Annotated in this window: 1 protein-coding gene; it reads right to left on the bottom strand. The window is 41.5% G+C overall.

The window, feature by feature from the left end:
- On the bottom strand, window positions 1-373 hold a 373-nt coding region (locus tag D7Y04_RS46240; protein WP_233601883.1), incomplete at its 3' end, for a hypothetical protein.
- Between the last annotated feature and the right edge of the window lie 22 nt (window positions 374-395).

Raw genomic sequence — 395 nt, 5'->3', positions numbered from 1 at the left:
TGTCGTCTTGTAATGCCCCAAGGCCACAAGTGTGTGGAAACCGTTGATTGTACCATTCCTTGAAGCAACATTGTACGTCGATGGTGTTCATTTGACAGATGGCATCGAAGGAAAACAATGCCGAATGAACAAAATCAGATAACTCGAAGAGTAAATCAACCCAAGCAAAGAGAACATTGGCTGGCTGAAAGACAACCTTTAGCAAGGATCGAATTAACCAAAACAAGACCGATGAGTGAGGCGGTAAATGAAATATTTCAACGAGAAGAACCACGGAATTCGTATGGATAAATTGTATTTGGATCACGCTTGGCTCATGTGTCCAATAATCATGTTCAGTATCAATGATAAATTGAGTGGTTTGTCGTGCCAAGTGAATGAGATCTGGGAGAAGC

The sequence above is a fragment of the Corallococcus sp. AB038B genome (assembly GCF_003668955.1).
In the GTDB taxonomy this organism is placed as follows: domain Bacteria; phylum Myxococcota; class Myxococcia; order Myxococcales; family Myxococcaceae; genus Corallococcus; species Corallococcus exiguus.
The sequence above is the reverse complement of the archived record's forward strand: the minus strand, read 5'-3'. Positions and strand labels throughout refer to the sequence as shown.